Source organism: Streptomyces sp. NPDC049915, from assembly GCF_040656475.1.
Taxonomy (GTDB): domain Bacteria; phylum Actinomycetota; class Actinomycetes; order Streptomycetales; family Streptomycetaceae; genus Streptomyces.
This window is the reverse complement of the sequence record NZ_JBFAMH010000024.1, coordinates 13509-38848: the sequence shown is the minus strand read 5'-3', so window position 1 is coordinate 38848 and position 25340 is coordinate 13509. Positions and strand designations below refer to the sequence as shown.

The window sequence follows — 25340 nt, the reverse complement described above, 5'->3', positions numbered from 1 at the left end:
GCAGTCGCCGAGGCCCCGGGGATCGGCCTGTGCCCCTGGTCAGGACATCTGTCCTGCCGCCTTGGTCTCTCGGCTTCAGGAGTCGACATGGCACATACCCCCGCTCAATCTAGTGACCTGAGTCGGAGATTCGTCGTTGGTTCGGTATGAGTCGTCCGGGTCCGAAGATTCCGCCGTTGTCGGTGACCGATGCCCAGCGGGCCGTGCTGGAGGGCTGGGTGCGTCGCCGCACGACGGCTCAGGCGCTGGCCCAGCGGTCGCGGATCGTGCTGGAGTGCGCCGACGGGCACTCGATCATGGAGGTGTCGCGCCGGCTGCGGGTCACTCCGGACACGGTCCGCACCTGGCGGCGGCGTTTCCTCGAACGGGGCCTGGACGGCCTGTCCGACGAGCCGCGGCCCGGTGTCCCGCGGAAGATCACCGACGCGGACGTCGAGCGGGTCATCGTCAAGACGCTGGAGGAGAAGCCGAAGAACGCGACCCACTGGTCGACGAGGTCGATGGCTGCGGCCACGGGCATGTCGCAGTCCGCGATCTCGCGGATCTGGCGGGCGTTCGCCCTCGCGCCGCACCGCTCGCAGACGTTCAAGCTGTCCACGGACCCGCTGTTCATCGACAAGGTCCGCGACGTGGTGGGCCTGTATCTCGACCCGCCGGAGAAGGCGCTTGTCCTCTGCGTGGACGAGAAGTCGCAGATCCAGGCTCTCGACCGGTCCCAGCCCGTGCTGCCGATGGTGCCCGGCGTTCCCGAACGCCGCAGTCACGACTACGTCCGCGCCGGCACCACCACCCTGTTCGCCGCACTGGAAGTCGCCACCGGCAAGGTGATCGGCTCCCTGCACCGGCGCCACCGAGCCGTCGAGTTCAAGAAGTTCCTGACGAAGCTCGACAAGGAGGTCCCCGCCGACCTCGATGTCCATCTGATCCTGGACAACTACGTCACTCACAAGACGCCCGCCATCAAGCAGTGGCTGCTGGCGCACCCGCGCTTCCATCTCCACTTCACACCGACGAGTTCGTCCTGGCTGAACCTGGTGGAGCGGTGGTTCGCCGAGCTCACGCAGAAGAAGCTCAAGCGAGGCGTCCACCGTTCCGTCCAAGCCCTGGAACGGGACATCCGCAGCTGGCTCGCCGACTGGAACGAACACCCCAGGCCGTTCATCTGGACGAAGACCGCCGACGAGATCCTCGACAAAGTAGCCGCCTACTGCCGACGAATCTCCGACTCAGGTCACTAGCAAGCGCACGGCCCATACCCGTCTCCCCGTGATCGCCGCCTCCAGCCTGGTCGGCACCGCGATCGAGTGGTACGACTTCTTCCTCTACGGCACCGCCTCCGCACTGGTGTTCAACACCCTGTTCTTCCCCGCGGCGGACCCCGTCGTGGGCACCATGCTCGCCTTCTCCACGTACGCCGTCGGCTTCGTGGCCCGACCGGTCGGCGCCGCCGTCCTCGGCCACTACGGCGACCGCAAGGGCCGGCGCACCACGCTGATCGCCAGCCTGGTCCTAATGGGCATCTCCACCTTCCTCATCGCCCTGCTCCCCGGCTACGACACGATCGGCGTGGCCGCACCCGTCCTGCTCATCCTGTGCCGGCTGGTGCAGGGGTTCGCCCTCGGCGGTGAGTGGGGCGGCGCAGTACTGCTGGTCTCCGAACACGGCGACAGCAAACGGCGGGCATTCTGGGCCTCTTGGCCCAACGTCGGCCCCCCGCTCGGCAACCTTCTCGCCGCCGGCGCCCTGGCCCTGCTCAACGCGCTCATGCCGCAGCAGGCGTTCCTCGCCTGGGGCTGGCGCATCGCGTTCGCGTTGTCCGCACTCCTCGTCCTCGCCGGCCTGTGGCTGCGCCTGCACGTCGCTGAGACCCCGCTGTTCGAGCAGGCCGCGCGTCAGCAGCCTGACAAGCCGCAGCGCATGCCGATGGGCGTCGTGATCCGCGACCACTGGCGCGCCGTCGTGCTCGCCGCGGCCACCCGCTTCGGCGAGAACGCAGGCTTCTACATCTACTCCCTTCTGGTGATCACCTACGTCACCAAGATGCTGGAGCTGCCCGATAGCGTCGCCTTGACCGCCGTGATGGTGGGGCAGGCCGTCGCGGTGGTGGCCATCCCGCTCTTCGCCATGCTCGCGGACCGCATCGGGCGCAGACCGATCTACCTGACCGCGTCGGCGGCCACCATCGTGTGGGCCTTCGTCTTCTTCGCCCTCCTCGACACCCGCAACACCGCGGCCATCGTTACGGCAGTGGCCGGCGGCCTGCTGATCTTCGCCGCCTACAGTTCGGTGATCGGTGCCTTCTTCTCCGAGCTCTTCCCCACCGCGATCCGCTACACAGGCGTATCCCTCGCGTACAACCTCGCCTCCGTCCTGGCCGGTTCGCTCGCGCCGATCATCGCGCTCGTGCTAGACGCGAGGTTCGCCACCGGCTACGCGATCGCCGCCTATCTCGCGGCCATGGGCATGGTGTCGCTGATCGCCGCGCTCATCGCGAAGGAAACCCCTTCCACCACACTCGACACGACCGAGAGCATCGACGAGAACAACACACCAAGCGCGCAAACCGCACCAGCACAGCCCTGAGACGCGATCAGGCACCGTGACATCAGCGCGCTGAAGGCCTGGTCCGACGCCACCCGGTAGTGGCGCCTGGACCAGGCCTGTTCCGCGGTGCCGCAGGTGAAACATGTGCGCATGATCTCCGGCCGAGGTGGGGCGGCTGGTGCTGTTGTGCGGCCGGTGGGGCGGCGTGAGGAGGTGGATCGATCCGAAGAACCACCCACAGCCCCAGCTCTCCGGCCAGATCGGCGACGGACTGCGCCTGGGCGCGCATGACATTCCAGTCGACGCGATTCCAGTCGGCGGCCGCGAGCGTGCCGGCAGGCGAGGAGGACATCACGTACTTGCCCGGCTAGGTGATCGCGCCTTCCGGAACTGCACCAACCTGGCGCCGGCACCGCCGGCCTCGCGCATCAGCCGGCGGATCTCGTCACCACTCGCCCGCAGGTTCGCGGAGTCGGTCGGGTCCTCCGTCACCGTGCTCTGCGCGACGGCGAGCCGTAGCGCCCTACGCATTGGGGCCACAGCAGCATCGTGACTGATCGCTTCAAATGGCGAATGAGTGCTTGAGTTGGCGGGCAGAGCGGTCCTCCTTCCCCGTGCCAGGGTGAAGCCGTGCTGGTGGCGCCGATTGCCACGGAAGGGTGTGCCGGTCAGGGAGCGGGGACGGGGCCGCCGGGCCGGAACCGCTCCACCCCGACGATGTGGCGCACCTTGACCGGGCGCACGATCACCGCGACCCGCTGCTCCCCCGGCATGATCCACTCGAAGCGCTCGCTGCCCAGGTACTTGCGGGCCAGCCGGTCCATCCGGTCGTGCGCCTCCTCGCCTTCGATGAAGCGGGCCACCACGCCACTGATCTGCACTCGGTCGAAGGGATCGGTGGCGTCCGCGTGCGCGAGATAGACGCGGGGGTCGCGGCGCAGGTTTTCCTCCTTCACCCGACCCACCGAGGTGTTGAACGTCAGCTCCGCCTCTCCTTCCAGATCCACCCACATCGGGCTGACTTGCGGTGCTCCGTCGGCGAACACGGTGCCGACGTACCAGATGTTGGGGTCTTGCAGCCGCGCGCGGACGGCTTCGTCGAATATCGCAGTCATCCCGGGAGGCTACCAACCAAGATCGGCGGGACAGAGCCGTGGATTCCGGCGGGTGAAGCCGATGCCGGGAGCCGTCCCCGCGCTCCTGCCCTTGCTTGTCGAGACTTCGCAGCCCGCTGGTCACCGGCGCTCGTACTGTGCCGGTCGACTCCGCCAACCGAAATGCTCAGCCTTGCCAAGTCTCGCGTGAGCCGGAGCGCAGGAGTTGTCATCGGTAGAACCGGGTGAGCGGGCGTATGGGAAAAGTCGAAGCAGTCTGGTTGTCACGAACGAGGCACTCGACTGCTCACGAGAACTCATTCAGCAGGCCTTCTGTCACCAGAACGACGGTCGGGACGCCCTGGCCAACGGCAGACGTCTGGCGCGTCACAGAAGACGCGCCAGGGCCGCTTCGGACGGGTTCCCTGCCGTCGCCTGATACACGATGATCACCTGTTGCTCGGCGCCGCCGACGGTGAGCGCCTGCCTTCGCAGGGCGAGGCTGCCGACGACGGGGTGCGCGAAGCGCTTGAGTTCGTCCCGGGCGGGCCGCGTCTCGTGCCGCATCCACAACTGACGGAACTCCTCGTGCGTCTCCAACTCGGCGATCAGGCGGAGGGTTTTGGGGTCGCGTGGGTCGGCTTCGGCGCGCAGGGCCGCTGCGGTCTGCGCGGCTACCTCGGCCCAGTGGGGGAAGAGCCGGCGGGACGCCGGGTCGAGGAACACCGCTCGGACCAGGTTGCTGCCGGGCTCATACATCGGGGCGAGCGCACGGGCCTGCTTGTTCGCCGCCAGCACGTCGAAGCACCGGTCGCGCACGTACGCAGGGCGGTCCGCCCACGCGTCGAGCAGCCGGTGCACTTCCGCGGAGACCTCGGTCCGCGACGGCGGCACGGGGGCGGGGGTGGCGAGGGCGTGCAGGTGAGCGGAGGCGTCAGCGTCCAGTTTCAGCGCCCGCGCGAGGGAGCGCAGCACCTGGGGCGAAGGGTGCCGGTCGACGCCCTGTTCTAGCCGGACCAAGTACGGCTCGCTGATTCCGGCGAGCCGGGCCAGTTCCTCCCGGCGCAGTCCTGCCACCCGGCGACGTCCGCCGGCGGATACCGCCGCATCCGCCGGAGCAACCCGTCCGCGCCGGGCCTTGAGGAAGTTTCCCAGGAGATTGTCGGCCACCATGCCGCGAGGGTAACCCTGCAAGGGTGCTGGCTGCCGAGGTGCAAACGACGCAGGCTCGATGCCATGAAGACCTGGTTCATCACCGGCGCGTCCCGCGGCTTCGGCCGTATCTGGGCCGAAGCCGCTCTCGACCGCGGCGACCGCGTCGCCGCCACCGCACGCGATCCCGAGACCCTGCGGCCCCTCCTTGACGCCCACGGGGACGATGTCCTCCCGATCCGCCTTGACGTGACCGACCGCACCGCCGCGATCGCCGCGGTGCAGCGGGCCGCCGAGTTCTTCGGCCGCCTGGACGTGGTCGTCAACAACGCGGGCTACGGCCTGTTCGGCATGGTTGAGGAAACCACCGAGGAAGAGGCTCGCGCGCAGCTCGACACCAACCTGTTCGGCCCGTTGTGGGTGACGCAGGCGGCCCTGCCGTACCTGCGGGCCCAGGGCAGCGGTCACATCCTGCAGGTCTCCAGCCTCGGAGGCCTCGCCGCCTTCCCCACACTCGGGCTGTACGTCAACTACCCTGCTTCGGCTCACGGATACGTTTCTAGCAGGTCTGGAATGCGGCCGGGTCAGAACCGGGGGCCGCTTGCTGTACCCCGTGCAGGCCGGGTGCCGCCACCCCGGCCCAAGGTGATGCTCGTCAGCCCGCGGGGGTGCCAATCTGGTTGCGTTCGAGCACGGAGCGCAGCTTGGAGAGGGCCTGTGCGGCGGCCGTCGCTGAGGAGTTGTCCAGAGTGCCTCCGATCAGCTCGGCCACGTTGGCGGTGAAGGTTTTCTCTGCTGCGTCGACGAGCTGGGTGCCGTGGTCGGTCAGGGCCAGCAGCGAGGAGCGGCGGTCGGCTGGGTTCGGCTGTCGGGCGGCCCAACCCTGCTTCTCCAGGCGGTCGATGGTTTTGCTGGTCGCCCCGATACCGATGGCGAATTCGGCGGCGAGGTCCGCCACTCGGGACCCGGGGTGGTCGCGCAGGTAGCGCAGGGCCTCGTACTGCGAGGTGACGATCCCGTGCTGCTCGCGGAGACGGTCGTTGAGGGCGTTGTACAGACGCGTCTCGCATCGGACCAGGTCGGCGAAGAAGCCCGGGAGGTCGGCCGTCTCGCCGCTCGATGTGGATGCCATGGCATATAGAGTACGTTAGATTCCAAGGCATATAGTTCCATGGAAGTAACCAGTGGCGGGAGCGTACCTATGAGCAAGGAACAGCGCGCGAAGGTCGACGCGATGCTGCGGCAGCCCCGACCCGAGGGTCCGCGGTCGGTCGAGGCGATCCGAGCCGGATTCCGTGAGCTGATGGCCCGGATGATCGTGCCCGACGGCATCCGCACCACGCGGACGACGCTCGGCGACCGACCCGCACTGTATGTCGAGCCGGACAACGGGCCGCGCGCCGGGACGATCCTGTACTTCCACGGCGGCGGCTGGGTGTTCGGCTCTCCCGAGACCGCCCTGTCGCTGACGGGACACCTCGTGGCCAAGACCGGCTTCGGGGCGTACTCGCTGGACTACCGGTTTGCCCCCGAGCACCCGTTCCCGGCCGCAATCGAAGACACGCTGAGCGCCTACCGCGCCCTCCTCGACAGCGACAAAGACCCTTCGACCATCGTGTTCGCCGGCGACTCCGCCGGCGGCGGACTCACCGTCACCACCTGCCTCGCCGCCCGCGACGCGGGCCTCCCACTGCCCGCCGCCATCGTGGCGTTCTCCCCGGGCCTCGACGCCACCCGAACCGGCGAGAGCATGGACACCAAAACGGGCATCGACCCGATCTTCACCCGCGAGGCCGTTGAACACACCGGAGCCATGTACCTCGCCGGAGCCGACCCGCATCAGCCCCTGCTCAGCCCGGCCGTCCTCGCCGACCTGACCAGCTTCCCCCCGATGCTGATCCAGGCAGGCACCAACGAGATCCTGCTGGACGACTCCACGCGCCTGGCCGCGCGTGCGAGGGCAGCCGGAGTGGACGTCATCCTGGACATCACCGCCGACGTGCCGCACGTGTTCCAGTCGTTCGCCGGCGTCCTGGACGAGGCGGACGAGGCACTGGACCGCGCAGCACTCTTCCTCGGCCAGCGCATCCGCGCCGCGGGCGCAGCGCACACGTCAGCAGGGCAGGGCCGGCCCCGCCCTCACTCGGGCCGCGACCTCTAAGTGGGCGGTTCGTAAGGCGATGTCCGTTTCTGGCTGAGGTGGGGGCAAGGATGCTGGTGGAGGTTGTGTCGGCTATTGCTTCCTGGCGAAGTTGCCGGTGTCGGCCTCGGTGAGGATGCCGAGTTTGACCAGGCGTTTCAGCTTGGCGCGGGTGCCCTCGACGTTTTTCGCCACCAGTTCGTGGCCGAGGGCTGCGCAGACGTCCTTGGCTCGTAGCGGTCCGGTCGCGTGGTTGAAGGCGGCGAGGATGCGGGGGTAGTCCGGGTGCTCGGGCAGGTCCGGCGCGACGGCCGGGAGTCGGTCGGCGAGGCCCGCGACGGTCTTGCGGGTGATCGCGAGGTGCTCCAAGTGCGTCTCGGCCTCCCGCAACCGAGTCTGCAGGTCGTCGATCTGTGCGCGGAGGTCGTCGGCCAGGGCCCGGGCGGCTTCTTCCTGGAGGTCCAGGGCATCGAGCAGCGGCCGGATGTTCACGCTGCCACCGCCTGCGCCGCGCGCCAGGTGGGGGCGTTCGCGCCGGTGAGGCGTCGGGTCATGACGTGGGTCATCGCCCAGTAGACGCGGGAGGCGGAGGAGGAGGAGCGGTGCTCGTAGTCGCGGACCAGGCGCCGGTGCAGTATCAGGATCCCGTAGGTCTGCTCGACCCTCCACCGCTTCGGCTGCGGCACGAACCCCTTGTACTGCGGGTTGCGTGCGACGATCTCGACGTCAATTCCCAGGCCGACGCCGTGCATGACGACCTGGTTCTTGAAGCCCTGGTCGACCAGGGCCTTGCGGACGGTTCCGCCGGCGTGCTCGGCGACCTGGTCCAGCAGGACGATGCCCGCGGCGTTGTCGTGGGTGTTCGCGGCGAGGACGACGACCGCGATGACCAGGCCGAGGACGTCCACGGCCAGGCCGCGTTTGCGGCCGGGCACCCGCTTGGCCGGATCATGGCCGGTCGTGGAGGCAGGGACTCCGGCGGCCACATGGACACTCTGGGTGTCCAGCACCACCAGGGTCGGGTCCTCTAATCGGCGAGCGCGTTCACGAACCTGGCAGCGCAGGAGTTCATGGATGACCTGGTCGGTCCCGTCGTCCCGCCAGGCGGCGAAGTAGTAGTAGGTCGCGCTCTTCTGCGGCAGGTCGTGCGGGAGGTAGGCCCACTGGCAGCCGGTCCGCCCCTGGTAGAGGATCGCGTTCACGATCTCCCGCATGTCGTAGGCGCCCTGGTGGCCACTGACCGAGCGGTGCCGGTCCTTCCACGCGGTGATCACCGGCTCGATCAACGACCACTGCTCGTCCGGTAAGTCACTCGGATACGGCTTGCGTTCACTCACCCGAACACATCACCAGATCAACCACCGCGGGCCGACAGATTCCGCCCCGCCGCCACACCATCAGGCGACAGCAGATCCACTCAAAGACTCACGAACCGCCCACTTAGGCTGCCCGCCCTGACAGCGCGGTTGGCTTCTCAGAGGGCGGTATGTGACGTGATGTCGCATCTGTAGTCACCGGAACGTGTGGAGCGACGGCATCAGTGCTGACCAGAGAGCCCGGCCGCGCCGGAGTGTCTGCGTGAGCGAGCGCCAGCCACCCGCCGGCCGTGAACACGGCGAGCCCGGCCGCCGTAAATCATAGAACCGGAGGCCTTCCGGTGCCCTGACGATCCTTGGCCTCCTCCGCTTCCGGCGTGAGTGTTCGAGCTGGAGCGGCGGTTGCTACGCGAGGTGTGGACGATGCAGAGGTTGACAGGTGAAGCACAGCGGGCGCACTGACGCAAGATCCATGGTGTGCACGTCCAGGATGCGCTCAGGTTGACCTTGTCAGGGTCGAACGGAGATCCACCCCCCACAAGCACAGGAGCACCCTTTTGACGTCGACGAAGTCTGTGATGAAGAAGCTGCCCGAGGTCACGCTGGCGTTCTGGATCATGAAGATCGCCGCGACGACCCTGGGCGAGACGGCGGGCGACCTGTTCTCCCAGACGCTCAAGTTCGGCTATTTCCTCACCACGATCGCCCTGTTCCTGATCTTTGCGGTGACGCTGGTGGTGCAGCTGCGGTCCTCGCGGTACAACCCGTTCTTCTACTGGACCGTGATCCTGTCGACCAGCATGGCCGGCACGACGATGTCTGACTTCATGAACCGCGACGCCAGCGACAAGTACCTGTCGGGCGGCGCCTCTTCGCTGGGCTGGGGCCCGCAGGGCCTCGGCCTCGGCTACCCGGAGGGAGCCGCGATCCTCGTCTCCATCCTCCTGGCGATCTTCCTCGCCTGGAGGATCAGCGGGATGACGTTCCAGATCCGCGACATCGTCACCTTCAGGGGCGAGGCCCTGTTCTGGGCGGCGATCCTCGTCTCCAACACCCTTGGTACCTCGATGGGTGACTTCCTGTCCGACAGTTCCGGACTCGGCTACCTGGGCGGTGCGGCGTTGGTGTCCAGCGCGCTGGTCGTGCTGGTCGTCCTGATGAAGGCGCCCGCCGTCCCGAACGTCCTCCTGTTCTGGATCGCCTTCGTCCTCACCCGCCCCCTCGGCGCCACCGCCGGCGACTTCCTCACCAAGCCGGTCGCCAAGGGCGGACTGAACCTCGGCACCGCGGGCTCCTCGGCCGTGCTGTTCGCGGTCCTGTTCGGCCTGATGGCCTACACCCACATCCAGGAGCGCAAGGCCCTCACACCACGCCTTGAGACTGTCAGCCCGGAGGGCGCAGCGGCCCGCCAGGAAGCAAGTCAACGGTAAGGCTATGGCCGCGGCTGGGTGAACAACCCCTGCTCGGATTCGACAAGAATCCCGCGCTCGGCCAGCCGCTTGAGCTTCAGGCGGACGTTGTTGATGTTGTTGGGCGCGATCTCCACGTCCATCGCCTCGCACACCGCCCGTGCCCGCAGCGGGACATCGGCCGCAGCGACCACCGCCATGAAGGAGCCGGTGCTCCGCCGGGTTGCGGCGAGCCGGCCCGGCTTGCCCGTAGAGCTCGTCGGGACACTGGCGCTGGATGATGACGAGGAGGCACGGATCCGGCTGGCCTGCCACCACGGGCTGGCTCCGCCGTATCTCCTCCTGGACATCTTCGTGACCCGGCCGGCCCACCGCCCGCACCTGCTGACCCTGCCCGCGTTCCCCCGCACCGGCCTGACCCACCTCATCGGCCACCCGGACCCCGTCCTCCTCTGGCTGATGAGGAACCCGTTCCTCGTGACCGCGTGACGTATCTGACGGTCGCGGTCCAACTCGCCCTGATCCCGGCCGTCCTGACCCGGCGCCGGTGGATCCGCGAAGCCGTGCTGCTGTTGATCGCCGGCATGCACATCGGCATCATGTACGGCATGGGGCTGGTCTCCTTCGGCCTGTTCATGCTGGCGGCCGACGCGGCCATGCTCACCGACGCCGACTACCGGGCCGCCGCGCGCCTGGTACGCGGTGCTCGCCGCCGCCTGCGGCAGCGACGGGAGAACACCGCGCCACCGGCCGAGCCGCCGTCCGGCCAGTCACCTCCGGTACCGCCGCAGCGCGACGCCACCGCCGGCGACCGCGTCACCGCAGCCAAGGAGGAAGCGAAGGTATGAAAGGCCGCTTCTGGTGGGGTGTGGTGGCCGCGTTGTGCGGGTGGAACGCCTACGACCACCTGACCGCCGGAAACGAGCACCTCCGCGGCGCGTCGGAGGCCGTTGTCGCCCTGTTGCTGGTCATCGGGCTCATACACGACGCGTACACGGCGCGCGCCGCCCGCAGGCTGACGGACGACTTCGGCGCCTACCTGCGCGCACGGGAGGACCGGGCGGGTGTCACCCTCGTCCGCCGGGGCACGGACGGGACCTGGCTCCCCCAGCACGCGCACAACGCCGACGAGAAGTTCCCCCTGGCCTCCACCCGCAAGGTCCTCATCCTGTGCGCCCTGTCGGAGCGGATCCACCAAGGAACCGTCTCCGCCGACGAGCGCCTCCCGCTGCGCGAGGTCAGGCGCTTCCACCTGCCGGGCACGGACGGCGGCGCGTTCGCACAGGCCTACCCCGACGCCGGCCGCCGCACCGAGATCAGCATCCGGGACTGCGCCGACGCCATGATCCACCGGTCCTGCAACGCCTCCGCCGAGTATCTGTGGCGCCGTGTCGGCGGCCGTCCGGCCCTCGCCGCTCTCGCCCGGCGCCACCACATGGACGCGCAGGGTCCGGTGTACTCGGGGTACGGCGAGTTCGTCGCCGCCCTGGCCCCCTTCCTGCCGCGAACCTGCGCTGCCCCGACGACCGGCTCGCCGACTACTACGACCGTCTGGGGGCGCGCCCGCACCGCTGGTACCGGCCGCTGCTCCTGCTGCCCACCGCGGGGCTCCAGCCGCGGGTCTTCCGCCGCAGCTGCTCGGGCACACCCAGGGACTGGGTCACCCTCTTCCAGGCCGTCACCGACTCCCCGGCCGGTGACAGCCCGCTGGCGTTCGCCCGCGAGGTCCTGCGCTGGCCGATGCGGAGCAACCCCGCGAACACCAACGTCTACCACGAGGTCCTGGCCAAGGGTGGCTGCCTGCCCGGCGCCGTCACGCAGGTCTACGCCCTGCACTCCCGGACATCCTCGGGCCCGGCCATCATGGCCTGCTTCCTGAAGGACCTCCCCTCCGCCCAATGGAAGATCCTCTCCGGCACACCTCGCCAGGACCGGTACATGGTCTCCACGATGAATCGCACCGGAGCGTGAACATGAGTACAGCGACCCCCTCGGGTGCCATGCTGCTCTACGACGGCGACTGCGGCCTCTGCCACTGGTCGGTCACCCGCCTACGGAAGCTGACCGGCACCACGGTCCGTCTCCTGCCCTGGCAGGCGGCGGACCTGGAGGCCCACCGGCTCACGGAACGCGATGTCACCCGGGCCGTGCAGTGGATCCCCGCACACGGCCCCGTCCGGGCGGGACATGCCGCTTTCGCCGCCTGGCTGAGCACCGCGGCCGGCACCGGCTGGCGGGCGGTCGGCCGTCTGCTCACGGTGCCTCCGATCAGCTGGACGGCCCGTGGCGTGTACCGGCTCACGGCCGGCAACCGCGGTCGCATCCCCGGCCCGTGGCGCCAGGGCGCCTCCTGCCGGATCGACCGGTAACCAGGCCGCGAGGGACCCGGGCGCTGGGCCCGCCGGTCCTCGGCCGCCGTCCGCGCCCGCCACCCGGGTCGGCGCCACTCGTGCGCACACCGGACGCGGTCGGCCACCGGCTCGGGCTCGTCGCGGGCGACCTCCTCATCGCCCTCCCGCCGCTCGCGCTCGGCCCCGACCGGCCGGAGGAGGTGGTCTCTTCGTCGTACCCGAGGGACCAGCGTCCGCAGCCCGCCTACTAAGACCGTGTCCTACATGGTCAGTTAGTCGTTGACCGGGTCATGGGGAGTGGACGATGGGGATGGATCGTGCCGGACGGCTTGTGGGAGTTGGCAAGGCCGTTGCTGCCGCCCGCGCGGGTTCGCCCGCAGGGTGGCGGGGTCGCGAACATCGATGATGAGGCGGTGTTTGCCGCGATCATCTACGTCCTGGTCAGCGGCTGCGCCTGGCGGGCGTTGCCGCCGTGCTTCGGAGCGTCGAAGTCCACCGTGCATCGCCGCTTCTCCATCTGGTCTCGGGCAGGAGTATGGGGGCGCTTGCATCAGAAGGTTCTCCAGCTCCTTAACGAGCAGGACATGGTCGACTTGTCTCGTGCGGTCCTCGATTCAGCCCACGTGAGGGCTAAAAAGGGGGCGAACTCGCAGGTCCGAGCCCCGTGGACCGGGGTAAGCCCGGTTCCAAGATGCATGTCCTGTCCGACGCGAACGGACTGCCCCTACGGGTCGGGCTCTCCGCGGCCAACACCCACGACAGCCTCGCCCTGAAGCCGATGGTGTCCCACTTCCACATGGGACACGAATCCCACGCGGCCGACTCCAAGCCCGTGCGCCTTCATGCAGACAAGGCGTACGACATCCCTCACCTGCGGCGATGGCTATGGGGCAAACACATCGGCGTCCGTATTGCCCGCAAGGGCATCGACTCCAGCGAGCGGCTCGGCCGACGCAGGTGGGTCATTGAACGCACGATGTCCTGGCTGACCGGCTACCGCCGTCTCAACCACCGTTACGAGCGGAAATCAGGCAACTACCTGGCCTTTCTCGGGCTGGCATCCGCCCTCTGCTGCTACAAGCGGTTCCTCAAACTGACCATGTAGGACACGGTCTAAGAGCCGTCTTGACCTGCGAATAAGAGCCGTCTTGACCTGCGAAAACGCCCTCTGAGGGTTTCCGCCTCGCCCGGAGAGACGGCATGCCCACTCCTACAGCCCCTCCTCCCCCAGCCCATCACCGCGAGCCACCAAGCATCTCAGTCAGGCCAGGCAACGCACCCGGGGCGAAACTGCGGGTCTGTCCGTCGCGCGAACCATCCCAGCGGGCCGCCCCGGACGTGCGCACACCCCCGCCTGCCGGCCGGAGGCGAGACGATCCTGTCGCTTGCGGCCATGTGCCGAGGACCTCATGGCCCGCGGCGCAGGAACGGGTGCCGGCGACAGCGTTGACACGGGAGGCGAACTGGGAGGGGTTTGGCTGCGTGGCGGCCACGACCGGGGTTGGACGGTCTGCCTGATTACTTGCGTCCGACTGGGCGGTTTCCGTGACGTATCTTCAACGGAAAGTGACATGTGGGGTTAGCGTGACGGCTGCCGTCAAGTGATCGTCGGCCCGAACCACGCTGGTCGTTGCCACGGAGCGGGCTGCCACGCCGAAATGAGTTCGCTTATGCACCTCGCTTTCCGCCGCACTCTCCTCAACAGGGCCGTCGTGACGGCGTGCGGGCTGTCGGCACTGCTCGCCGCTTCCGTGACGGCCGGCTCCCCTGTCGCCGGCGAGCCGCGTCCTGGCGGGACGGACCCCTTGCCGGGGGCCGCGGTCGTCACCCTCACCACCGCCAAGGTCGGCGCGCCCGGTAATCCCTCGGTGGGCGTGGTGCCGTTCCAGGACGCCCTGTACCGCTCGTGTGCCGACGCCCCCTCCCCGCAGGAGTGCCTGCGCGTCGGCGGCGTGCGCCACCGATACGAGATCGGGCAGCTCGAAGTCACCGTCGAACAGTGGGTGGCGTTCCTGAACACTGTGGATCCCGACGGGCGCAACCGCCTTCGTCTCTATGACGAGAGCGAGAGCTCGGCGGCGTGGCCGAAGTACGGCCAGATCAACCTCTCCCCCAGTGCCGGCAGGGGCCGTCATTATTCGGTGGCCTTCCCGCAGTGGGCTCACAAGCCCTACGGCTTCGCCGACTTCCTCAGGGCGGCACGCTTCGTCAATTCGCTCTACAACGGCCGACTGATCTCCAAGCGGTCCGCCAGCAAGGGCGGCTTCAACTACGTCACCTACCAGGTCCGGCTGTCGCCACGGACCGAGCGCGGGATGTACGACCTGGCCCGGCCGACAACGACCCGAGTGCAGCGCACGGGGTTCGTCCTGCCGAGCCAGGACGAATGGATCAAGGCGGCCTACTACGACCCGCGCGGCGGCGGTACATACTCCTACTGGAAGTACCCGACCAACCCGGGAGTCTTCGGAGACGGAGCCGCCACCGCCCCCAGCCCCACCGTTCTCAACCCGGCCACCGGCGACGTCACCAATGCCGCGACCCAGCCCCTGGCCTCCTACCTCGCGGACGGCAAACCGGCACCGAGCTGGTGCCCCGGACAGCTGACCCCCCAGGTCTGCTCGACGGTCAACCCGTTCGGACTCGACCCCACCCTCTACGCCAAGGCCTACCAGGGCAGCCTCAGCACCGTCGGCGGCGCGAGGACTCCCTCACCATGGGGCACCCTCGACCAGGGCGGCAACGCTGTCGAATGGACCGACACGATCACAGCGCCCCCCGCCGGGCAAAGCTCCGCGCGGGTCTGGCGACGCCTCCACGGCGGAATCTCCAACGCACCGGCCTACCAGATGTGGCCCTCCGCCGTCGGCCTGCAACCCCAGGACAACGTGTTCTACAACCACACCTACCCGTGGCTCGGCATCCGCATCGGAGTGATCGGCGACCTGAAGCCCGGCTCGCCCCAGTAAAGAGCCCTGCCCGGGCCCTTCCGGCGAGGGCCACCGCGACCGCCGTCACCACGGCCTGCAGGGCGGCGGTCTGCCGCCGGTAGCGCACGGTCGGGCCAGCCACCTGCTCGGCGAACATCGTCTTAGATCGTGGCAGTTGACCAGGACTGCCTTGAGCCGGAGTGGTTCGGTCTCGGTGAGGGATTCCGGGCGGCTGAGAACCCATTTGGTCACCAGGCGGGGCGCCGGTGACTGCGCAGTGACCGGCCGGGGTGAGGTGCGCTTCTTCCTGATGTAGGCGCTGACGATGCCATAGCTGCCTTTGTAGCCGAGCGGGACGATCTCCTCCCAGTGCTTCCGGGTGGTCGGGACCTGGGGGGGCATCGCCCCGAATCGGGTTGCTGCGGACGTCGCGTCACGGCTATGACTCCTGACGTGACGACGAGCCCGAGTGAATCCGTGTCCTCCTGGACCCACGTCGAGGACTTCCTGCGCGACCACGGCGCCGACCGCATCACCCACCCCGGCGGCACGCTGCTGGCCCATCTCATGCGCGTCACACGACTGTTGGCCGAGTGGGGTGCCGATCTCGACGTCCAGGCAGCTGGGCTGTGCCACGCCGCCTACGGCACCGACGGGTTCGGCCAAGCCCTCCTCCGGACCACCGAACGCGCCACACTGGCCGACCTCATCGGCGAGCGCGCCGAAGCGCTGGTCCACCTCTACGGCAGCTGCGACCGGGACGCCGTATATCCGCTCCTCGGCGGGGATGCTCCAGTGGTCCTCCGCGACCGCTTCACCGGAGACGAGCACACCCCCTGCGACGCCGACCTGCGTGCCTTCATGGAGATCACCGCCGCCAACGAACTGGACGTCGTCGCGCACAACAAGGACCTGGCCGCCCGGTACGGCGCCGCCCTGTACGGCCTCTTCACCCGGTCGCGCGACCTGCTCTCCACCGCGGCATGGGCCGCCTGCACCCGGCAACTCGGGCCCGGCGCCCGCCCGTAGCCGCGCCGGGCCTGTGCGTCACGGGCATCGACCGTCTGGCCGGCGTTGATCTGCTCCATCCCGGCGGACAGGCCCCTCGTACGCGGTGCTGGACGGTGCGAATTCACTGGTCGGCAGAGGCGCCGGTACGGAATGCTGCACACGTGATCGCGCGAGAAGCCGCAGTTCGGGCCGTCGAGGAACAACTGGAGCGCGACTGTCAAAGGTGGCTTGCCGGGGGTGCAGAGGCACTGCGCATGGCTGTGACGGACATCGAAGAGCACGAATGGGTGTGGTTTGCCTACTGGACTTCCGAGGAGTCCGTGCGTACTCGGAATCCGGAGTTCATGCTGGGAGGCAAGCGCATCATGTCGACGAAGTCGGCGTTGGCGTCGAGTCCGCCGAACGTGTCGTCGACGAAGTCGGTGATCAGGCGTCGGCGTTCGTCGTCGGAAAGCTTGGCGAGCTTGCGCATGAGGTCCATCTCCTCAGGGCTGGAGCCGCGTTTGGCCACCGCGCGCAACACAGCGCGCCGCAGTCGCAGCGTGCGGATCCGCACCTCCAGGGCATCGGCATGTGCGGCCGCGACCTCGGGCACCGAGACCTCCCGGTCCAGCACCTGCAGGATGACGGCAACAGCGCGCGCGCAATTCCTCTGCTGCTGCGCCGGCCTGGGCCCTGCCCGCCTGGTAGGTGGCCTCCCACGCTTCAGGGTCGCTCTGCTCGGCGTCCAGGAGGCGCACCGCGGCCGGATCGGAGGCCAGGATCTGGGCACCGTCGGCCGCGGGGTGTGGGTGGCCGTGGGCGAGCGGGTCGACCACCACCATCGTGCGGGCATCGGCCGCCAGGTCGGTGTTGGTGCCGGCGCGCAGGGCGCCGTCCAGGTAGCGGCGGCCGTCGACGGTGACAGGGGGCTCAATCCCCGGGAAAGCGCTGGACGCGGCGACCGCGCGGACCAGTGGGACGCCCGCGGCGGCGTCCCATACGACTGGCTCGCCGCTCTCGGCGTCGACGGCCGGGATCAGCAGAGGGCGTCGCGGCCAACTGTCGGCGGCGATCAGTGCGGCACGCTGGGCGATCAGCTGGTTCTCCGCCTGCGCGTCGACCGTTTCCAGGGCGATGCGGCCCACCCGACGACGCGCATCGGTGCAGGATCCAGGCCCGGCTCGCCGAGGACGGCGAACACCGCGCCCGTCACTGCCGGGTCGGGGCGGCGGTAGAGGCGCGGACGTAGCGTTGGCGGAGCGCCGCACGGTGGCGAGGCGGGCCGGGTCCTGCCCCGTGGCGATGACAGCGCCGACGATCGCCCCGGCTGAGGTGCCCACGATGAGGTCGGCCTCACCCAGGTCGACCCCGAAGCTCCGTCGGCCCGCCGTCAGTCCGGCCGTCCGTGCGGTGCCAAGACGCCCGTGATGCTCAAGGAGATCCGCCGCCACGACGTGCTCTCCCCGCTGGACATGGCCCGCAGTGCCTCCAGGCGAAGACACTGGCTTGCCGGCAACGCGAGCTCCGCTTCTGATCGCAGGAGCATCCCGGCTTCTGCGCACAGAACCCGCAGGGAACGGCGTTGCCGTCTTGGCGGCCGGCATCGGCTTTGCGTTGCCCTGCTTCTCGCAGGCGGTGCGGATGCCGGCCAAGCATCGTTGGAAATCCGGCGCTTCCTGCTACAGGCCGCAGGATCCGCGGTCGAGGTGGAAGTAGCGGGCGTTGGCCCAGCGGCACAGCCGGATGCCGACGGTGACGCCGATGATGGTGACCAGGGCGGGCAGGTATCCGCCGGCGACCTGGACGATCGGGATGGCCGGGCATCCGCCGGAGATCGCCCAGCCCGTCCCGAAAAGCACCGCGCCGGGGATCACACCGGCGTGGATGCGTCCCGGTGTGCGGCGGACGCGCAGCAGGGCGAACGCGCAAATGATGATCACGACCGCGCCGGCGAAGGAGAGCAGCATGCGCAGGTCCTGGAAGGTGAACATGCGGTTCAGCTCGGCGTAGTCGCCGAACCCGATATTGGAGACGGTGAAGCCGAGGGCCAGGCCGGTGATGATGTTGGCCAGCAAAATCGCGCCTCTGGTACGCATCAGATCACCTTCCACAGCATGAACGACACCGCGACGGCGGTACCGAAGAACACGGCGGTCGCAACGAGGCTGACCGGGCGCAGGCGTCCGCAGCCGTTGAGGCCGTGGCCGGAGCTGCACCCGCCGGCCAGCCGGGTGCCGAAGCCGACCAGGACGCCACCGACGAACAGCAGGACGAGCATGGTGATCGGATCGGCCGTGACCACGTCCCGAAATCCCGGGCCCATGTCGAAGCGGAGGTGGAAGCGTCCGGAGGTGACCGCGGCGATGAAGCCGCCGAGGAAGATGGACACCAGCAGGGCAGCCTGGGTCACCAACGGGGCCGGACCAGTGCTCGTGGCCGGTGTGTCCTCACTCACCGTCGGTTCGGGGTCCGTTGCGAGCGGTTGTGGTGCCCCGTATGCGGCCGGCGGCGCCGTGGGGACGCCGGGGCTGGTGCCGAAGTGCTCCGCCGTTGCCGCGGTGAGGGCCTCAGCCAGCGCACGGTCGTCGGTGAACTCCTCGTCCATCTGCTCCAGGCGCCGTTCCCTGCGCCAGTGCAGTACGCGATCCCACGCGGAGGACACGCCGAAGGACCGGTCCGTGGTGAGGGCGTAGTTGATCGTGATCAAGGCGAGCCCGGCGGCGCCGGCCCACCAAGGCCAGTAGCCGCTCATGCGGGGCCTCCCATCCATTCGGTGAATCGAGCCCACCAGCCGCGCTTCGGACGGGGGTCTTGGCGCGCGTGCCGTGACGGGTGGTTCGGGGGCTGGGGAAACTCTGGAGACGGTGATGTCCGGTGGGGCGGGACCGGGGCCGGCGCGGTTGCCGGCGTCGGCTCGAACCAGGTGCCGGCATGTGGTTCCGCGGCGGCAGGTCCTGGCGGCTGTGGTGGCCCAGAGGGTGCCGCCCGCTGCCAGGACGCGCCCTGCTCCGACCACGCAGAGTGCTGGGTCCGCCCGGGTCCCTGCCCCGGGTCGGTGGCGCCGGAGCGTCCCGTGTCGGTGGCCGGATCTTCGAGGTGCCGCGCGCGGGCGCCGTTGGGTAGCAGGCTGAGCGGCACACGCTCACCGGTGAGCGACATCTGGTAGCGCGCACAGCCCCGCCAGTGATCCTCGCTGTCGCAGTAGTAGTCACGCCAGCCCTGCAGACTCGCCCTGAGGAAGGGGAAGAGGGGGCATCCTGCGGCGTGCGAGCAACCCACGTTGCTCCCTTCTGACCGGCGCACACCACCTGTTCTGTGAGGCGGTTGCCGTTCTCGGTTCATGCCTTTGCCGCGCCGGGCCGACGATTTCAAGAGTGACGCGGTGATGGCCTGTCAATGTCGCTGTCAAGGACCTCCGTTTCTCGGCCGGGCGTGATCGAAGCATCGGTTCGGTGTCATGAGCAACTTCCCCTCCACATCCGACCGTGAGCACGTGGCATCGCAGGGTGACAATGGCCATGCGGGGTTTAGGTCCTCATATCGCTCATGGTTGGATATATCGACACCGGCGACGGGGCTTTCCTGAGTACTGACTCAGCCTCACGAACGGACTTTTTACTGACGTCGGTCAGCTGTTCGTGGAGGCCATGTACATGCGGGCACCCTTTGTGGCGAGTGTGTGAAGTCCAGCTGTGACGAAACTGTTGATATTACTGATCCGTACATCGGGATCAGCGCCAATGGAGGAAACCATGTGTCAACGTGCTGTCTGCGGGTCGTGCCGGAAGGCGACCTACGAGGGCTGTGGACGGCATGTTGAGCAAGTGCTCGCCGACGTCCCGACGCCTGAACGGTGCACGTGCGCACCGGCGCCGTGCGCAGACGCACGCACAGCGGAGCCGACGCCTCGAACGAAGCCGGTGCCGGTCCGTCCGGGTACGCAGAACGGCTGGCGGGCCCGGCTCACCGCTTGGCTGAAAAGCCCGGCGTGAGGTCAGCAGGAGCTGAGCGTTGGCTCACTGGACGGGCGGCGCGTCGTCGTCCGCCCCTCAGTCCGTAGCGCGGCTCCAGGACGACGGTCCCGTCCAAGACCTGGCCGCGGCGCGGGCCGGTTGCTGCTGCTCGTCATCGCTCATGCGACCAGTCGGCCATGGGAGCCTGTGGACGGAGGCCGGTGTCCGCGAGGTCGCGCCGGACGTCGGTGTCCCGATGTCCGTCCGTACAGTGGGGGCATGACGACGTCCTCCGTCCCCGATCCGGTGCCGGTGCCGACCCGGGTGCTGCTGTCCGGGGACCAGGAGGTCGTCGCCCATCTGTGGTCCCGGCGTCAGGCGCCTGACGGCTGCAGGTACGAGGTCGGCCTACCGCATCTTCGTCCTCGAAGTAGGTGCGGAACCACATCGTCATGCCGCCGTCCTGACCCACCACCTTGACCAAACTCAAGCCCATAGGGGCCCCCGCTGTCCTTCCCCGGTCAGCTTCAGCGTCCGCGCCAGCGGGTTCCACGACCGCTCGGCGTAGAGGGCTCGGCCCCATCCCCCTCCCCCGGTGTCCGCCCGTCATCCACACGGCCGTCGCCCTGCGCCGACCGTGTCAGGCGCGCTGGAAGAACTCGACCTCGGCGAGGGCGAGTCGGCGACCCGGCGCCCGGCCGGCCGGGGAGCGCAGGGTCAGGCTGACCGTATGGACCTCGCTGAACCCGGTGGGGAACGTCTGCGGGCCCGCCTTGTCGGCCAGGGTGAGCTCGCTGCGGTGCTCCTCGCCGTCGTGGGTCGTCACCACGAGGTCCATGCGCAGGGCACGCGCCTGGCCGGCGTACTCCTGCGGGTCCGGGGAGGAACCGTTGGTGACGATGACGTCGACCAGCCGGAACGGCGTGCCGAAGGTGTACGTCACCGTCGCGCCCGGCGCGGGTGCGGCCCAGTAGCTGTTGCTCACGCCGTCGGTGGTGTTCGTCGCCGGGTGCCCCGGGGACTCGGCGCTCGCCGTCGTCCGTTCCGGGGTGACCTGCCGGGCCTTGCCCAGCTTGTCCCGCGCGTCCTCGAACAGGGCCCGTCCGGCCGGGAGCAGCAGGAGACCGCCGGCGCACAGGGCCAGGACCACGGCCAGGACCACCAGCAGCCGCACCGCCCTGCCCGAACCCGACCGCACCCCCCGGCGGAACGGCCACACGGTCCGCCACCAGGGCAGCGCCTCGGGCGGCGCGACGGGGTCCAGCCGGGCCGCGCAGCGCCGGCAGAAGCGGCGGCCGGGTGGATTGGGCGCCCCGCAGGAGGGGCAGGGCGGCCCCGTCACGTCGTCGGCCGCCGCCACCGGCCGTACGACGGGACGGGGGGCCACCGCCTTGGCGGGGAGCACCGGCTGGACCGGGGCGGGGGCCGGGTCGGGAGCGGGCGCGGGCGCGCTCGGTGCCACGGGTCGCGGGGCGGGCGGCGCGGGCGGCGTCGGCGTCACGGGGTGCGGGGCGGGACGCGCCGCGGGCCCCGTCGTGCGAGGCCGGGCGGGACGCGCGGCGGGTGCCGGGTCCGCGGCGGGGAGCGTGGTCCGGTCCCCTGCCCCGGCGGTGCCGCGGAGCCTGCCGCGGGTGCGCGACGGACTGGCGTCGGGCGGCGCGGAGGCGGCCGACGCGGCGGGCGGGGCCGGTTCGGACGGGGCGGAGGCGGGCGGCTTGGCGGGCGGGTCCGGTTCGGACGGGGCGGTGCGGCCCGCGCCGGCGGATGCCGTGGACCGGTCACCGGCCGCGAGCGGCGCGGCCCGGTCGCCGGTCGGCGGCAAGGTGGCCTCCGGCGCCGTCGCGGGCCCGGCCGGGGACGGCCGCGGCACGGACCCGCCGCGCGACGGCCCGGCCGCCGGCGGCTCGTCGGGGTCCGGCGACGACGGCTCGCCGGGAGCCGGTGCGGGCGGCCGGGCGGTCGTGCCGCGGGCAGCCGTGCGGTTCGACCAGCCCAGGTAGGCGCCGCAGTTGCCGCAGAAGTCGTCGGTGGGGTCGTTGGACGCCCCGCATGCCGGACAGGCGCGCACGGCGTCACCTCCCTTCGTCGTCGGTGGGCGGGCCGGGCAGGACCTCCAGTCGGCAGACGGTGTGCACGGGGCACATGACCGTGACCACCTCCTGGACCCGGTCCGGGTCCACCCGCCCGCCGTCTTCGGGCCACACCCGGACCAGGACCTCGGCGGGGGGCGGCGGCGGCAGGTCGGCTCCCGGGGTGGCCGACCACACCGCGGCGCCGTCGCCGCCGACCTCGGCGTACACACCGAGGGCGAGCCGCAGCGCCTCGACGAGGCCGCGCCGGGTGCCGCGCCACCGGTGCAGTTCCACCGCGCGGCCGACTGCCTCGCGGCGTCGCTCCACCGGCCACGCCGGATCGTCGGCGGCGCCCACCCAGGACCCCAGCCAGGTCAGGAAGTCGGCCGGGGTCACCCGCGGGTCCAGATACGCGGGCAGGTTGTCGAGCGTGGCGAACACCGGGGCGAGGACGGTGTCCAGTCCGGCGGTGAAGCGCTGCGCGAAGTCGTCGTCGGCGTACAGCGCGGGCAGGTGTCCGCCGATCGGGTACCGGCTCGGCAGCCCGGGTATCGCGGCGCGGCTCATCCGCGGGCCCCCGTCCGTGCGGCGGTGGCGGACGCGCTCATCCTCGAGGTGGCTGACGTGCTCATCCCCGCACCTCCCCCCGGTCCTGCGGTTCCACCGCGGTGACCGCGACCTGGTGCTGGTAGGAGAAGACCAGTGCGCCCGCGGCCACGTCGATGCGGTCCGTCGGCGCCCCGCGCCGCCCGGTGACGGGGTCGGCGGGGAACAGCAGGATCTCCTCGATCAACGCGTCACCGGCGGCGCGTTGCAGCACGCCGAAGACGTCGCCGTACTGGACGGGCCGGCCGAAGGGCCAGCCGGCGCCGTCGGGGCCGCCGGTCAGCGGGTTGAGGTGGCGGTACAGGGCGGCGAGACAGGCGTCGCGGACGCGGTCGGTGGCGGCGGGCGCCGCGGCGAGCCGGGCGACGACGGTGACGCCCTGGTAGACGGGCGGTTCGACGACGAGCCGGGTGCCGATCAGCCGGCGTTCGTCGAGCTGCGCGGTGACCGCCCGCAGGACCTGGTCGGACGGGATGAGCTGCTCGAAACGGAGCCGGTCGTCGCCCTCGTCGGCGACCGCGTCCGGCACGACGAGGACCCGTACCGCGCCCGCGCCGCCGGCGGGCAGGCAGCGCACCCGGCGCAGGGAGGGGGCCGCCTGGCGGGCGATGGTCTCGTGGTCGTCGGCGGTGACCGCGCGTTCCTGCATCCGCAGCGCGTCCGGCGCCCGCAGTCTCGCGTTGGCGACGGTCTCGCCGGCGACGCCGCCGCTGGCCGCCTCACGGTTCACGACCCGGGCGATGTACGGGACGGAGCTGCGCAGGACGGAGATCGCGCCACGGGCGACATTGCCGGCGGGGCCGCCGCCGGTGCGGTAGCGGGCCACCCGCACGACGGCGCCCTTGGGCGGCACCGCGCCGCACTGGCGCAGGGTGCCGTCGGCTTCGCGCAGCGCGGGCGGGAACGTGAACTCGCCGGTGGTGGCGTCGATCCGGACATGCCGGTCGGCCGGTTGCGAGCGGCCGAAGTGCTCGACGCTCTCCCAGCGTTGCCAGCCGTCGACGGAGGACACCTCCACCACGGGCGGCTCCCGGTCGAGGAGGACGGGTGGGCGGCCGATGCGGAACGTCTGCCCGGCGACCCCCTCGGAGGTGCCGAGCGGCACGTCGGTCTCGGTCTCCGCGTGCTCGACCGTCATGGTGCCGCCCACGGTGAACACCGACGCCTCACGCACCGTCGGGGACTCGGAGTAGAACGGCTGGCCGGGCTCCGGCTCGGTGACCCGGCAGCGCAGCCAGCCGGCGCGGACGCCGCCGATCACGGACGCCGTGTGCCCGGCCGGCACGTACACGATGACCTCGCCGGGGCGGTTCAGGCCGCCGGTGGAGTCCTCGCCGGTCTCGCAGATCCGCCAGCCGGAGCCGTCCCACGCCTCCCACACCAGCGGGGGCTGGCGCGGGTCCACGCCGATGCCCTCGACGCGGCTGTCCAGGCGCACGGCGACCACGCACCGCGGCACCGCCGCCGGCAGGCCGAACAGCAGCGCGTCGCCCGCCTCCGGCGCCGCCTGGAAGGCGGGCACGTCGCGGCCCTCGGCGAGTTCGCCGGTGCGGTCGCTCTGCTCGCCGGTGCGGGGCGCGGTGACCAGCCGGACCAGTTCGCTGGGCACGATGCGCAGTTCGTCGGTGGTGGTGAACGTGACGGCCGCATCCGCCTCGCCGCCGGCCGTGGTCACCTCGGTGCCGGCGGGCAGCGTCACCGTGTCGGGCTGCGGCGCGGACAGCCAGAAGTCGACGTCGGCGACGGCCGCCGCAGGCGGGAACAGGCGGATGCCGAGCAGGTCGAGGAACGCGGTGTAGTTCTTGTCCGGCACCCGGTTCAGCCGGTACAGCAACTGGTCGACGAGGTAGGCGAACGTCTCGATCAGGGTGACGCCCGGGTCGGAGACGTTGTGGTCGGTCCACTCGGGGGCGCGCTGCTGCACGTACCGCTTCGCCTCGTCGACGAGCTGCTGGAAGCGCCGGTCGTCCAGGTTGGGGGAGGGCAGGGCCATCAGGCGGCGCCCCATTCCTCGGCCCCCTCCTCGGAGGGGATCGTGTAGAAGGGAAAGACCAGGTTGCGCCGGTCGTTGGTGGAACGCAGGGTGTAGTGCACGTCGATGTACAAGGTCCCGGCCTCGACCGCGTCGTAGGCGACCACCACGTCGTCCACCGCGATGCGCGGCTCCCAGCGCTCCAGTGCCTCGCGCACCTGCCGGGCGATGCGCCCGGCGGTGGCGCCGTCGCCGGGCGCGAAGACGTACTCGTGGATGCCGCAGCCGAACTCGGGGCGCATCGGGCGCTCGCCGGGCGCGGTGCCGAGGACCAGCCGGATGGCCTCCTCGATCTCCCGTTCCCGCTCGACCATGGCGATCCCGCCGGTTGGTCCGACGCGCAGCGGGAACGCCCAGCCGCGGCCGATGAACCGCTCGCTCATCACTGGCCCCCGATCAGCACGGTCGGGTGGCCGGCCGAGATCATCGCCCCGCACGAGGTCTTGTCGCCCATGCGCGCGGCCGGCAGCCCGCCGATGAGGACGCCGCTGCGGGCGAGGGCCGCCGGGTCCGGCGTGACCACGTTGCCCGGGCCCAGCGCCAGGTGCGGGGGCACGGCGCAGGTGTGCAGGCTGCCCGCCACGGCGGCGGGTCGGCCACCGATGAGTACGGTCACGACCGCCCTGGCGGCGCCGGGCGGCGGGGTGGCGATGACGCCGCCGTGGTTGGTGGGGTCACCGCTGCGGGCTGCGGCCGGCATGCGGCGCTCCTTTCGTCGGTCCGACCGTCCGGACGGTGCACGGGATCG

Annotated in this window: 26 protein-coding genes and 5 pseudogenes; 16 read left to right on the top strand and 15 right to left on the bottom strand. The window is 70.3% G+C overall.

Features of this window, described 5'->3' with window-relative positions:
• Window positions 1-146: 146 nt before the first annotated feature.
• Window positions 147-1238, top strand: a complete 1092-nt coding sequence (locus AB0J12_RS30745; RefSeq protein WP_363267836.1) for an IS630 family transposase — start codon at window positions 147-149, stop codon at window positions 1236-1238.
• A gap of 28 nt (window positions 1239-1266) precedes the next feature.
• The gene (locus AB0J12_RS30740) at window positions 1267-2583 is read left to right on the top strand and encodes an MFS transporter (protein WP_363267834.1); all 1317 of its coding nucleotides are present in this window, start codon (window positions 1267-1269) and stop codon (window positions 2581-2583) included.
• A 629-nt stretch (window positions 2584-3212) separates the two neighbouring features.
• Here AB0J12_RS30740 and AB0J12_RS30735 read toward each other — a convergent pair.
• Entirely contained in the window at window positions 3213-3659 is a 447-nt protein-coding gene (locus tag AB0J12_RS30735; RefSeq protein WP_363267832.1) for a TIGR03618 family F420-dependent PPOX class oxidoreductase, read from the bottom strand.
• Window positions 3660-4025: 366 nt separating this feature from the next.
• Window positions 4026-4811, bottom strand: a complete 786-nt coding sequence (locus AB0J12_RS30730) for a helix-turn-helix transcriptional regulator (RefSeq protein WP_363267831.1) — start codon at window positions 4809-4811, stop codon at window positions 4026-4028.
• Between the two features lie 63 nt (window positions 4812-4874).
• On the opposite strand from AB0J12_RS30730, the pseudogene AB0J12_RS30725 reads away from it, so the two are divergent.
• A pseudogene (locus AB0J12_RS30725) lies at window positions 4875-5315 on the top strand (SDR family NAD(P)-dependent oxidoreductase); the annotation flags it as partial.
• A 130-nt stretch (window positions 5316-5445) separates the two neighbouring features.
• Here AB0J12_RS30725 and AB0J12_RS30720 read toward each other — a convergent pair.
• Window positions 5446-5922: a MarR family winged helix-turn-helix transcriptional regulator gene (locus AB0J12_RS30720; protein WP_363267830.1), complete on the bottom strand. Its 477-nt coding sequence runs from the start codon at window positions 5920-5922 to the stop codon at window positions 5446-5448.
• Window positions 5923-5991: 69 nt separating this feature from the next.
• On the opposite strand from AB0J12_RS30720, the gene AB0J12_RS30715 reads away from it, so the two are divergent.
• Complete coding sequence (locus AB0J12_RS30715; RefSeq protein WP_363267829.1) at window positions 5992-6951, top strand: alpha/beta hydrolase; 960 nt, start codon at window positions 5992-5994, stop codon at window positions 6949-6951.
• 72 nt (window positions 6952-7023) lie between these two features.
• On the opposite strand, the gene AB0J12_RS30710 is transcribed toward AB0J12_RS30715, so the two are convergent.
• Both AB0J12_RS30710 and AB0J12_RS30705 read right to left on the bottom strand, forming a co-directional pair.
• Window positions 7024-7422, bottom strand: a complete 399-nt coding sequence (locus tag AB0J12_RS30710; protein WP_363267828.1) for a hypothetical protein — start codon at window positions 7420-7422, stop codon at window positions 7024-7026.
• A complete protein-coding gene (locus AB0J12_RS30705) occupies window positions 7419-8267 on the bottom strand; it encodes an IS5 family transposase (protein ID WP_363267827.1) in 849 nt (282 codons plus the stop codon). The genes AB0J12_RS30710 and AB0J12_RS30705 overlap by 4 nt, the downstream gene beginning before the upstream one ends.
• A gap of 557 nt (window positions 8268-8824) precedes the next feature.
• Between AB0J12_RS30705 and AB0J12_RS30700 the strand changes: the two genes are divergently transcribed.
• Window positions 8825-9676: a hypothetical protein gene (locus AB0J12_RS30700; RefSeq protein ID WP_363267826.1), complete on the top strand. Its 852-nt coding sequence runs from the start codon at window positions 8825-8827 to the stop codon at window positions 9674-9676.
• A 2-nt stretch (window positions 9677-9678) separates the two neighbouring features.
• Here the strand turns inward: AB0J12_RS30700 and AB0J12_RS30695 are convergent, their stop codons facing one another.
• Entirely contained in the window at window positions 9679-9855 is a 177-nt protein-coding gene (locus AB0J12_RS30695) for a hypothetical protein (protein WP_363267825.1), read from the bottom strand.
• Window positions 9856-9898: 43 nt separating this feature from the next.
• On the opposite strand from AB0J12_RS30695, the gene AB0J12_RS30690 reads away from it, so the two are divergent.
• The 10 genes and pseudogenes from AB0J12_RS30690 to AB0J12_RS30645 form a co-directional block, all read left to right on the top strand.
• Window positions 9899-10144, top strand: coding sequence for a hypothetical protein (locus AB0J12_RS30690; RefSeq protein ID WP_363267823.1), 246 nt, complete (start codon window positions 9899-9901; stop codon window positions 10142-10144).
• Window positions 10141-10503 (top strand): hypothetical protein, encoded by a 363-nt coding sequence (locus tag AB0J12_RS30685; RefSeq protein WP_363267822.1) that lies wholly within the window; start codon window positions 10141-10143, stop codon window positions 10501-10503. The genes AB0J12_RS30690 and AB0J12_RS30685 overlap by 4 nt, the downstream gene beginning before the upstream one ends.
• Window positions 10500-11033, top strand: a pseudogene (locus AB0J12_RS30680) (serine hydrolase); the annotation flags it as partial. The gene AB0J12_RS30685 and the pseudogene AB0J12_RS30680, both read left to right, overlap by 4 nt.
• Window positions 11034-11035: 2 nt before the next feature.
• Window positions 11036-11626, top strand: a complete 591-nt coding sequence (locus tag AB0J12_RS30675; protein WP_363267913.1) for a hypothetical protein — start codon at window positions 11036-11038, stop codon at window positions 11624-11626.
• A 2-nt stretch (window positions 11627-11628) separates the two neighbouring features.
• Window positions 11629-12024 carry a DCC1-like thiol-disulfide oxidoreductase family protein gene (locus AB0J12_RS30670; protein WP_363267821.1) on the top strand — a complete coding sequence of 132 codons (396 nt, stop codon included), beginning with the start codon at window positions 11629-11631 and terminating at the stop codon, window positions 12022-12024.
• 80 nt (window positions 12025-12104) lie between these two features.
• Window positions 12105-12257, top strand: a complete 153-nt coding sequence (locus tag AB0J12_RS30665; RefSeq protein ID WP_363267820.1) for a hypothetical protein — start codon at window positions 12105-12107, stop codon at window positions 12255-12257.
• A gap of 39 nt (window positions 12258-12296) precedes the next feature.
• A protein-coding gene (locus AB0J12_RS30660; RefSeq protein ID WP_363267819.1) for an IS5 family transposase occupies window positions 12297-13111 on the top strand; the annotation gives its coding sequence in 2 pieces (ribosomal slippage) (window positions 12297-12639 and window positions 12639-13111; 816 coding nt in all).
• Window positions 13112-13676: 565 nt separating this feature from the next.
• Window positions 13677-14975: a hypothetical protein gene (locus tag AB0J12_RS30655; protein ID WP_363267818.1), complete on the top strand. Its 1299-nt coding sequence runs from the start codon at window positions 13677-13679 to the stop codon at window positions 14973-14975.
• 414 nt (window positions 14976-15389) lie between these two features.
• Window positions 15390-15965 (top strand): DUF6817 domain-containing protein, encoded by a 576-nt coding sequence (locus tag AB0J12_RS30650; RefSeq protein WP_363267817.1) that lies wholly within the window; start codon window positions 15390-15392, stop codon window positions 15963-15965.
• Window positions 15920-16237: pseudogene (locus AB0J12_RS30645) on the top strand (hypothetical protein); the annotation flags it as partial. The gene AB0J12_RS30650 and the pseudogene AB0J12_RS30645, both read left to right, overlap by 46 nt.
• A gap of 95 nt (window positions 16238-16332) precedes the next feature.
• Here the strand turns inward: AB0J12_RS30645 and AB0J12_RS30640 are convergent.
• From AB0J12_RS30640 to AB0J12_RS30620, 5 genes and pseudogenes are all read right to left on the bottom strand, one after another.
• A pseudogene (locus AB0J12_RS30640) lies at window positions 16333-16581 on the bottom strand (MerR family transcriptional regulator); the annotation flags it as partial.
• A gap of 217 nt (window positions 16582-16798) precedes the next feature.
• Window positions 16799-17533 (bottom strand): annotated as a pseudogene (locus AB0J12_RS30635) (patatin-like phospholipase family protein); the annotation flags it as partial.
• Window positions 17534-17608: 75 nt separating this feature from the next.
• Window positions 17609-18025: a YeeE/YedE thiosulfate transporter family protein gene (locus AB0J12_RS30630; RefSeq protein WP_363267816.1), complete on the bottom strand. Its 417-nt coding sequence runs from the start codon at window positions 18023-18025 to the stop codon at window positions 17609-17611.
• Window positions 18025-18681 (bottom strand): YeeE/YedE thiosulfate transporter family protein, encoded by a 657-nt coding sequence (locus AB0J12_RS30625; RefSeq protein WP_363267815.1) that lies wholly within the window; start codon window positions 18679-18681, stop codon window positions 18025-18027. Before AB0J12_RS30625 ends, AB0J12_RS30630 begins: the two co-directional genes overlap by 1 nt.
• 1841 nt (window positions 18682-20522) lie before the next feature.
• Window positions 20523-21344 carry a zinc-ribbon domain-containing protein gene (locus AB0J12_RS30620; protein WP_363267814.1) on the bottom strand — a complete coding sequence of 274 codons (822 nt, stop codon included), beginning with the start codon at window positions 21342-21344 and terminating at the stop codon, window positions 20523-20525.
• Between the two features lie 169 nt (window positions 21345-21513).
• On the opposite strand from AB0J12_RS30620, the gene AB0J12_RS30615 reads away from it, so the two are divergent.
• Window positions 21514-21882, top strand: a complete 369-nt coding sequence (locus AB0J12_RS30615; protein ID WP_363267813.1) for a hypothetical protein — start codon at window positions 21514-21516, stop codon at window positions 21880-21882.
• 72 nt (window positions 21883-21954) lie between these two features.
• Here the strand turns inward: AB0J12_RS30615 and AB0J12_RS30610 are convergent, their stop codons facing one another.
• The 4 genes from AB0J12_RS30610 to AB0J12_RS30595 form a co-directional block, all read right to left on the bottom strand.
• Window positions 21955-22521: a phage tail protein gene (locus tag AB0J12_RS30610; protein ID WP_363267812.1), complete on the bottom strand. Its 567-nt coding sequence runs from the start codon at window positions 22519-22521 to the stop codon at window positions 21955-21957.
• Between the two features lie 61 nt (window positions 22522-22582).
• A complete protein-coding gene (locus AB0J12_RS30605) occupies window positions 22583-24553 on the bottom strand; it encodes a putative baseplate assembly protein (RefSeq protein ID WP_363267906.1) in 1971 nt (656 codons plus the stop codon).
• Window positions 24553-24975: a GPW/gp25 family protein gene (locus AB0J12_RS30600; RefSeq protein WP_363267811.1), complete on the bottom strand. Its 423-nt coding sequence runs from the start codon at window positions 24973-24975 to the stop codon at window positions 24553-24555. Before AB0J12_RS30600 ends, AB0J12_RS30605 begins: the two co-directional genes overlap by 1 nt.
• Window positions 24975-25292: a PAAR domain-containing protein gene (locus tag AB0J12_RS30595; RefSeq protein WP_363267810.1), complete on the bottom strand. Its 318-nt coding sequence runs from the start codon at window positions 25290-25292 to the stop codon at window positions 24975-24977. The genes AB0J12_RS30600 and AB0J12_RS30595 overlap by 1 nt, the downstream gene beginning before the upstream one ends.
• Between the last annotated feature and the right edge of the window lie 48 nt (window positions 25293-25340).

What these genes read in the sequence shown, in the direction of transcription:
- AB0J12_RS30745 (WP_363267836.1), top strand. Translation starts at nt 147, where the DNA reads ATGAGTCGTCCGGGTCCGAAGATTCCGCCGTTGTCGGTGACCGATGCC.
- AB0J12_RS30735 (WP_363267832.1), bottom strand. Translation starts at nt 3,659, where the DNA reads ATGACTGCGATATTCGACGAAGCCGTCCGCGCGCGGCTGCAAGACCCC.
- AB0J12_RS30730 (WP_363267831.1), bottom strand. Translation starts at nt 4,811, where the DNA reads ATGGTGGCCGACAATCTCCTGGGAAACTTCCTCAAGGCCCGGCGCGGA.
- AB0J12_RS30720 (WP_363267830.1), bottom strand. Translation starts at nt 5,922, where the DNA reads ATGGCATCCACATCGAGCGGCGAGACGGCCGACCTCCCGGGCTTCTTC.
- AB0J12_RS30715 (WP_363267829.1), top strand. Translation starts at nt 5,992, where the DNA reads ATGAGCAAGGAACAGCGCGCGAAGGTCGACGCGATGCTGCGGCAGCCC.
- AB0J12_RS30700 (WP_363267826.1), top strand. Translation starts at nt 8,825, where the DNA reads ATGAAGAAGCTGCCCGAGGTCACGCTGGCGTTCTGGATCATGAAGATC.
- AB0J12_RS30695 (WP_363267825.1), bottom strand. Translation starts at nt 9,855, where the DNA reads ATGGCGGTGGTCGCTGCGGCCGATGTCCCGCTGCGGGCACGGGCGGTG.
- AB0J12_RS30670 (WP_363267821.1), top strand. Translation starts at nt 11,629, where the DNA reads ATGAGTACAGCGACCCCCTCGGGTGCCATGCTGCTCTACGACGGCGAC.
- AB0J12_RS30655 (WP_363267818.1), top strand. Translation starts at nt 13,677, where the DNA reads ATGCACCTCGCTTTCCGCCGCACTCTCCTCAACAGGGCCGTCGTGACG.
- AB0J12_RS30630 (WP_363267816.1), bottom strand. Translation starts at nt 18,025, where the DNA reads ATGCGTACCAGAGGCGCGATTTTGCTGGCCAACATCATCACCGGCCTG.
- AB0J12_RS30625 (WP_363267815.1), bottom strand. Translation starts at nt 18,681, where the DNA reads ATGAGCGGCTACTGGCCTTGGTGGGCCGGCGCCGCCGGGCTCGCCTTG.
- AB0J12_RS30610 (WP_363267812.1), bottom strand. Translation starts at nt 22,521, where the DNA reads ATGAGCCGCGCCGCGATACCCGGGCTGCCGAGCCGGTACCCGATCGGC.
- AB0J12_RS30605 (WP_363267906.1), bottom strand. Translation starts at nt 24,553, where the DNA reads ATGGCCCTGCCCTCCCCCAACCTGGACGACCGGCGCTTCCAGCAGCTC.
- AB0J12_RS30600 (WP_363267811.1), bottom strand. Translation starts at nt 24,975, where the DNA reads ATGAGCGAGCGGTTCATCGGCCGCGGCTGGGCGTTCCCGCTGCGCGTC.
- AB0J12_RS30595 (WP_363267810.1), bottom strand. Translation starts at nt 25,292, where the DNA reads ATGCCGGCCGCAGCCCGCAGCGGTGACCCCACCAACCACGGCGGCGTC.